Here is an 8,389-nt window from a genome sequence, read left to right on the forward strand (position 1 = left end):
TCTTTAGACCGGGGAGTGTCAATCTTCACTTTCTCGGTATAACTCTTGTAAATCTTGTAATTGAGTTTTCCGAGAAATCCGCCGATATTTTTTACTTTCTAATTTTGGTTCGTACTGACTTTGACCTTTACCTTTAGATATTAATTTCAGATTTGATTCCGGGTCAGCTTGTTGGTTAAGATGGGTTTGATAAACGATCGCATCAGCCAAAAATTCTAAATAATGCTGATATCGTTCCCAGTCACCACGAACCACACAGTCTGGTTCATCCCGATGACTACAATCACTAAACCGACAATTAGCAGTTTCTAACCTGGTTCTAGCTTCTGGAAAATAGTAAATTAATTCTTCGGGACTACAATCTAAATCAGGTTGATTAAAACCGGGAGTATCTGCTAATAACCCACCTGTAGTCATTTCAAATAATTCTACATGACGGGTAGTATGGCGACCACGGGCTAATTTACCGGAAACTTCCCCCACGCGCAGGTTAATATCAGGAATCAAACTATTAATCAAGCTGGATTTCCCCACACCCGAAGGACCAGCAATCACAGTAATTTTATCCTGCAAATATGCCGCTATTTGGTCAATATTAATACTATTTTGAACACTGATAAATAAAGGTTGATAACCCCAAGCCAAAAGGCGATCGCTTACTTGCTGTCGTTCATCTTCAGAAATGAGATCACATTTATTTAAACACAGCAGCACATCAACGCCTGTAGACTCAGCCTTAATTAAAAATCTGCTTAATTGAATAGGTTCTAAAGGCGGATCTGCAACCGCAAAAACCAGGAGAATTTGATTAACATTAGCGATCGCTGGCCGATTTAATTGACTATGACGCGGTAAAACCTCACTCACAGCCCCCCGTCCACCAGCCCAATCAGGTTCTTCGACAACCACGCGATCGCCCACCATCACCTGTTGACCAATTTTCTTCAAGCGTGTTCTCCGCGTACAAAGAAGAATGGGGGGATTGGGGACTGGGGACTGGGGATTGGGAAAAATCTTCTCCCTACTCCCCTGCTCCCCTGCTCCCCTGCTCCCCTGCTCCCCTGCCTCCTCATCCATCTGCACGCGATAAAAATTCGCCTGTACAGCTAAAACTGTACCGAATAACTGTTTAGTAGAAACACTTTCCCCTTTCATTCCTCAACTACCGGATGGCGTACAAACAGAGAAAAATAGCCAGAACAATCTGTAATTTTTTCCACATGATAACCAGCCATTGTCAGGCTATCAGGAACTTGTTCTATCGGTTCACCTGGATCTAACCATACTTCCAATAAACCCCCAGGAAGCATTTTTTCCAGATATAGTTTTGTTCGCACAAAATTAATCGGACAAGGAGTCCCACGCAAATCTAATTGAGCGTCGGGGGTTAACACAGAAGATCCACTCATGACTTAAACAAGCTTCCTAAGAATCCTTCTAAACCACCTTTACCAGTCCTGTCTCCCTTAATTTTAGCTAGTTTCTCTAGCAGTTCTCGCTCCTCTGGGATGATCTTAGTCGGAATATCAATTAACACCGTTAACAAATGATCACCCCGACTCACCGGATTACCCAGACGGGGGACACCACGATTTTCTAATTTCATCACCGTATTGGGTTGAGTTCCTGCTGGAATTACTAATTCAACTGGTCCATCTACAGTATTTACTTCCAAACGGCAACCTAAAATCGCTTGCAGGTAGCTAATTTTAATTTCCGAATTAATATTAATTCCCTCTCGATGAAATTCTTCATCTTCATTCACAAACAAGTAGACATATAAATCACCAGGCGGACCACCCCGTTGACCTGCATCTCCTTCTTGGGAAATTCTTAAGCGTGTCCCATTGTCCACACCAGCGGGAACATTAATTTTGAGTTTCTTTGTAACCTGATTTGCGCCTTTACCGTCACAAGCATCACACTTATCCTCAACAACCGTTCCTGTACCATCACAGGCGGGACAAGTTGACACTTGAGTAAAGCTACCAAATGGGGTTCTAGTTACTCGTCTAACTTGACCTGAACCACCACAAGTACCACAAGTCCGGGGGCGAGTTCCGGCTTTAGCACCAGAACCATTACAAACTTCACAGGTTTCTAAATGGGAAATCCGAATTTCTTTTTCCCCACCAAATACTGCTTCCCGAAAATCTAATTTCAGGTCGAGTCGAAGATCATCACCTCGCACCGGTCCGCTACGCCGTCTTTGTTGGGGTTGTCCGCCCATACCACCAGCAAAGCCGCTGAAAATGCTTTCAAAGATATCGGCAAAACCACTCATGTCGCCCATATCTTGGAAACCAGCACCAGCACCAGCCGCGGCCGCTCCCGAAACACCCGCTTCACCAAAGCGGTCATAACGAGCGCGAACTTCCGGCTCAGACAGCACTTCATAGGCGCGGTTAATCTCCTTAAACCGTTCCTCTGCCCCAGATTCTTTATTAACATCTGGGTGATACTTTCGGGCTAGGCGGCGATAAGCCTGTTTAATCTCTTCTTTGTCGGCGTCACGAGAGACACCCAGGGTTTCATAATAGTCTCGAGCCATATAGCAAGGTTAGGAGTTTGAAGGAAGCAAAAGTAACGAAAATAGTAGCTAATAGGTTTAAGGTAACACTTTAACAAAAATACAGAAATTTAGGAATGCAAATAGCGTGGGGTCACGTTAATCATGCTTTTTGTTTAATTTTTGTTAATAATCAATTTTATCAATATTTTTTTGCTAGTGTTTGCTCTCACTGGTGATTAATCTTTTATTATTGTGCTATTCAGATGTGGAAAACCCACATCTTGATTATAGGAACTAGCCGTACCATTAAGTGTGGAAACCCCGACCTATACTTTTAGTTGTATCTGTGATATATGCTCCTGTGTTCTTGGGTAGATGAATGAAATATATCCTTGCTTCTCTAAATAAATGACCACTTGAGAAACACATTGCTCTACAGTAAATTTATCAGTAATACAAATAATATCTGGATTTAAAGGTTCTTCATAAGGATCAGATATACCCGTGAAATTCTGGATTTGTCCAGCCCTAGCTTTAGCGTAAAGTCCTTTTATATCACGGGATTCACAAATTGCCAATGGTGCTTGAACGTAAACTTCCACAAAGTTAGTAGTTGTCTGTTTCAGTTCCTCTCGAATTGAGCGATAGGGACTAATTGCTGATACGATCGCTATTATGCCATTGCGACTGAGTAAATCAGCAACAAAACCAATGCGGCGGACATTTATATCCCGGTCTTCTTTACTAAATCCCAACCCTTGAGATAAATTAGTGCGAACAACATCACCGTCAAGTAATTCTACTCTGCAACCGCGTGTTTGTAGTTCTTGGGAAACAGAGGAGGCGATCGTTGTTTTACCAGCACCACTTAAACCTGTCAGCCAGATAATTATACCTTGATGATTCATAACTCGTGATTTTTTGATTAATTTATCAGATTTTTTACCACAGAAGATGCCAGAATTAAAGTCAATTATTTTTTCACAGATTACTGGACAGTGAAGTTCAATTTAATAATTAAATCATTGTAATCCAAATCACCACCACCAGATAAGTCCTCGAAACCAAATGTATTGTCTGCTAATAAGCGAATGTGGTCTAATCCATCAGAATTGACTCCCAAGTAAGGGAAATAAACTTGAGGATCATTATCAGTATTATTATCCGTCAACTGTGACAAAGTGCCATTGATAATGATCATGGGAGCGAAGATTGAACCACCTGTAATCATGGCACTGTCTGTGAATTGACCCTGGTTAGAAACAGCAAATTTGATGGTTTCACCAGTTTCTCCATCTTTAATTAGATTGTTGATGGCTGCTTGTAAGTAATTGGCTCTATTAGCTGAAGTTGCTTCCAGGCTGCCAATTTGTCCTTGAGCATTGTTTACTTCGTAAAAATAGACCTCGTTGTTGTATGCAGCTTCTCTAAACACAGAAAAGTCTGCTTTTACCAGACCTGATATATCTCGTAAATCAATTAATTTTGCTTGGCTTTCTTCTTGTAGTGCTGTACCTATAGTTAAGGATTCATCAGTTGATTCTATCTTCACTACTAGAGAATCGAAGTTTGTCTCAGTAGTATCTTCTTTCCAGGAAATTGTAAAATTACCCTCTTCTTGTGTAATGATTTGGTTTGAGGAATCAGCAAATAAAATGTTGGTATTTTCAATGAGTCCGGCTTTGAAAGAATCAACTGTACCGTCTTTGACTAAAAAGAATTGTAAGTAACTACCAGAATCAAATTCCAGTAATCGTGTCAGACTATTAGTTTCAATGTCAGTTTTAAACAGATTAGGAAGATTAGCAATGGCAGAAAAAACACCTTCACTTTGGGTTTTTGCCAGGGTAAGAGCTGCTTCATTATAACCTTGTTCCCCTGGTGCAATACCGTTAATTCTACCTTCGGCATTGTCAACAACAAATACACCAAGTTCGTTGACAAAAGTAGAATTGCTTTCTATTAAGGTGGCTTTGAGTCTGACTGTATCACCAACTCCTTTAACACTAAATATGCTGTTGTTGGTAATAACGGCTAGAGGTATATCTTCATCATTAATAGTTCCCTTGGCTATGCCATTTGTAGAACTGATAATTGATCCGTTTGTGGGATTACTTAAAGTGACAGTAAAAGTTTCAGCACTCTCGAATAAGCTATCTAGTATGCTGGAAACAGTAAAGATTTTTTGGGTTTCCCCCTGAGCAAAGGTGATGGTTTGAGTTTGAGCAGTGAAGTCAGAAACACTGGCTGTATCTCCTGTATTTATGGATGTGGATACAGTCACTGTTTGGTCAATCAATATATCATCGGTGCGGGTAATAGTGAAAGTTATATCATTACCTTCAATAGATGCAGCATCAGTAATTGAGAAAACAGGAATTATAAAATCAAAATTAGAAGCATCTAGATCACTGCTGAGGACATTTCGTAAAATGCCCAAGTTTCTTTCACTCCCATCAATTAGAGCTTTGACAATTGTGTCATTCCCAACTTGCTCTAGAATGATGTCTTCAAAATTATGGACTTGAGGGATGCCAGAAATGATAACTTTATCATCACTTTTTGTAAAATCTAAGACTTCTGCGGGTACATCAGGAACTGAACCATTACCAAAATAAAAGCGGTCAAATCCATTACCGCCAATCATTTTAGTACCTTGTTTACCAGCGTAGAGTAAGTCATCCCCATCATCACCAAATAAGCGATCTGCTGAAAGCAGCAGCGCCTCGCTATCGCTCGCCAGTGTTCCAATCAGAGTATCATTACCTTCACCACCCTCTAGGGTGTTGTTACCGATGGTGCTGAGTGTTTGAAGAAAATCATTACCAACCCCGCCTTTGAGAGTGTTAAGGCTACCGTCCATGACATAAAGCTCATCATCTCCAGCATCACCATTCAGGCTATTATTATCGCCTTCTAAGACAAACAAGCGATCGCTATCATCACCACCATTGAGGATGTTATTACCGGAATTACCTTCAGCATATAAGTCATCTTCTCCAGCACCACCATTGAGGATGTTATTACCGGAATCACCTTTAGCATATAAGCTATCATTGCCCTCACCACCGATTAAGGTGTCGTTATTATTACCCAAAAGCTTGTCGTTGCCAGATCCACCGTCAAGGATGTTATTTCCATCACCATTAGCTGCATCTAGGGTATCATCACCTGCAAATCCAAAGACTTGATCACCTTGTTGGGCAGTTAACTCATCGTTATTGGAAGTACCATTAATAATCATAATAATTACAATTTTGCCTACGTAAATGGTTAAATATTTTTAAACAAATAATACGATATACCGAAAACTCTTGTAGAGACGTTCCATGGAACGTCTCTACATTCTCAATCAGAGATATCTAATCCACTTAAACAGAAATAAAGTTATTCTGTGTCAGTGTAGTAGTATCAAACCCGGTCAATATGCCTAAAGTTTGATTACCGATGCGAATCTCATCACCAGAGAAGGACAACTGATTGAAATTCAAGCCAGACAAGCCGATTTTATCGCCCTGACCTAAACTAAAATCAGTGATTTTATCTCTACCTGCGGCTTTCTGGAAGACGAAGATATCGCTACCAGTACCACCAGTCAGGATGTCATCTCCCTTGCCACCATTAAGGAAGTCATTACCCGCACCGCCATAAAGTTTGTCTTCACCGTTACCACCTAAAAGGGTGTCGTTACCGTCACCGCCATAAAGTTTGTCTTCACCGTTATCACCTTCGAGATGGTCGTTACCAGCCTCACCATAGAGGAAGTCATTGCTGTTACCGCCATAAAGTTGATCGTTACCAGCACCACCATAGAGTATGTCATCGCCATTGCCACCAACAAGGTTGTCGTTACCAGCATTGCCGAAGACACTATCATCACCATTGAGTGCGTTAATGATGTCGTTGCCGAGTGTACCGTTAATAACGTCATCTTTGTTAGTACCGTTGAGGTTAACCCCGACAGCTACTGTTACCATGCCTAAATCAGTGCCACCATTGCCATCGCTGACGGTATAGCTAAAGCTGCCATCGCCACTAAAACCAGTGGTGGGAGTAAAGACGACATCGCCACTGCTATTGATAGTTACGCTACCGTTAACACTGTTGCTGACAGCAGAGATACTTAAAGTAGGACTATCTACATCGGTATCGTTGGCTAACAGGTCGCCAGATAGCAAGGTCAATGGTGTATTTTGATTGGCACTAAAAGAGTCATCACCAGCTACAGGTGCATCGTTGACAGGAGTTACTGTTAGGTTAAAAGTATTGTCAACAGTGGCATTGCTGCTGTCAGTCGCGGTAACTTTGATGCTAATTGTGCCGTTATCTGGGTCGTCGGGTGTGCCACTAAAGGTATTGGTAGCAGCGTTGAAGGTTAACCAGGTAGGTAAGGGGTTGCTGTTAGCGAGGGTGGCAGTGTAAGTTAAGCTGTCACCTGCATCAACATCGGCAAAGGTATTGGCGGGAAGGGTAAAGCTGAAGAAACCATCTTCTAGAGTGGTTTGGTTTGCGATCGCATTTGCTACTATTGGTGCATCATTAACTGGAGTGACAGAGAAAGTCTGAGTTTGACCAGTTAAGGTATCTGTTCCATCACTTACACCGTAGGAAAGATTAACTACACCATTAAAGTTGAGGGTTGGGGTGAAGGTATAAGTGCCATTATTGTTGTTGACTAATGCACCATTGTTGGCAGTTAAGTTGACAACAGAGAGGGTATCACCAGCATCTACATCACTGAAACCTGCTAACAAGTTAGCAGCATTAATGATAATGGCTGTATCTTCAGCAGTATTGCCTAAAGTTGCTGTAGGTGAACCCACAGGTGCATCATTAACCGCAGTCACAGAGAAAGTCTGAGTTTGTCCAGCTAAGGTTACTGTACCATCACTCACACCGTAGGAAAGATTAACAGCACCATTAAAGTTAGCAGTTGGGGTGAAGGTATAAGTACCATCATTGTTGTTGACTAATGCACCGTTATCAGCAGTTAAGTTCACAACAGAGAGAGTATCACCAGCATCTACATCACTGAAACCTGCTAATAAGTTAGCTGCTGTAATCGTGATAGCTGTATCTTCAGCAGTGTTGCTTAAAGTTGCTGTGGGTGAACCTGTGGGAGCATCATTAACAGCAGTGACAGAGAAACTCTGATATTGTATGTCTGATGTATCTGTACCATCAGTGACTCTATATTTGAGTAGGACATCACCATTAAAGTTAGCATCAGGAGTGAAGGTATAAGTCCCATCACTGTTGTCTACCAATACACCATTATCAGCAGTGAAGTTGACAACAGAGAGGGTATCACCATCTACATCACTGAAACCTGCTAACAAGTCAGCAGCATTGATGGTAATGGCTGTATCTTCAGCAGTGTTGCTTAATGTCGCAGTGGGTGAACCTGTGAGTGCATCATTAACAGGAGTGACAGAGAAAGTCTGAGTTTGTCCGTTTAATGTATCTGTACCATCACTCACACCGTAGGAAAGGGTGACAGTACCGTTAAAGTTGGCAGTTGGGGTGAAGGTATAAGTTCCATTATTGTTGTCTACCAATACACCGTTATCAGCAGTTAAGTTCACAACGGAAATGGTATCACCTTCTACATCACTGAACCTTGTTAACAAGTCAGCCGCATTGATGATAATGGCTGTATCTTCAGCAGTGTTGCTTAAAGTAGTAACGGCTATATTCTCGAAGAATACGATAGAGCCAACCTGATTCCCCACAAAAGCATCTAAGTCCCCATCATGATCAATATCGGCAAAGGTGGGTGCAGAAGAAACCCCCACCCACGTCAAACCGAAGGGGTTGGTGGCTTCCAGGGCGAAGGTAGGTGCAGTAGCAGTTCCCGTGTTGCGGAAGAACAGGGTA

The 8,389-nt window shown here is 41.8% G+C and carries 6 protein-coding genes; all 6 read right to left on the bottom strand.

Annotation, left to right across the window (positions count from 1 at the left end; translation table 11 throughout):
* Positions 1–18: 18 nt before the first annotated feature.
* Positions 19–1,155 (bottom strand): small ribosomal subunit biogenesis GTPase RsgA, encoded by a 1,137-nt coding sequence (rsgA, locus tag FJR04_RS10015; RefSeq protein WP_168494155.1) that lies wholly within the window; start codon positions 1,153–1,155, stop codon positions 19–21.
* Positions 1,152–1,409: a sulfurtransferase TusA family protein gene (locus FJR04_RS10020; RefSeq protein ID WP_168494157.1), complete on the bottom strand. Its 258-nt coding sequence runs from the start codon at positions 1,407–1,409 to the stop codon at positions 1,152–1,154. The genes rsgA and FJR04_RS10020 overlap by 4 nt, the downstream gene beginning before the upstream one ends.
* Complete coding sequence (dnaJ, locus tag FJR04_RS10025) at positions 1,406–2,551, bottom strand: molecular chaperone DnaJ (RefSeq protein WP_168494158.1); 1,146 nt, start codon at positions 2,549–2,551, stop codon at positions 1,406–1,408. The genes FJR04_RS10020 and dnaJ overlap by 4 nt, the downstream gene beginning before the upstream one ends.
* A gap of 287 nt (positions 2,552–2,838) precedes the next feature.
* Positions 2,839–3,420 (bottom strand): adenylyl-sulfate kinase, encoded by a 582-nt coding sequence (gene cysC, locus FJR04_RS10030; RefSeq protein ID WP_168494160.1) that lies wholly within the window; start codon positions 3,418–3,420, stop codon positions 2,839–2,841.
* An 80-nt stretch (positions 3,421–3,500) separates the two neighbouring features.
* Complete coding sequence (locus FJR04_RS10035) at positions 3,501–5,756, bottom strand: DUF4114 domain-containing protein (protein WP_168494162.1); 2,256 nt, start codon at positions 5,754–5,756, stop codon at positions 3,501–3,503.
* Between the two features lie 127 nt (positions 5,757–5,883).
* Positions 5,884–8,389 (bottom strand): cadherin-like domain-containing protein (locus FJR04_RS10040; protein ID WP_168494164.1); only part of this gene is annotated, 2,506 nt, incomplete at its 5' end.

The organism is Anabaena sp. UHCC 0204 (genome assembly GCF_009711975.1).
Lineage (GTDB): Bacteria > Cyanobacteriota > Cyanobacteriia > Cyanobacteriales > Nostocaceae > Dolichospermum.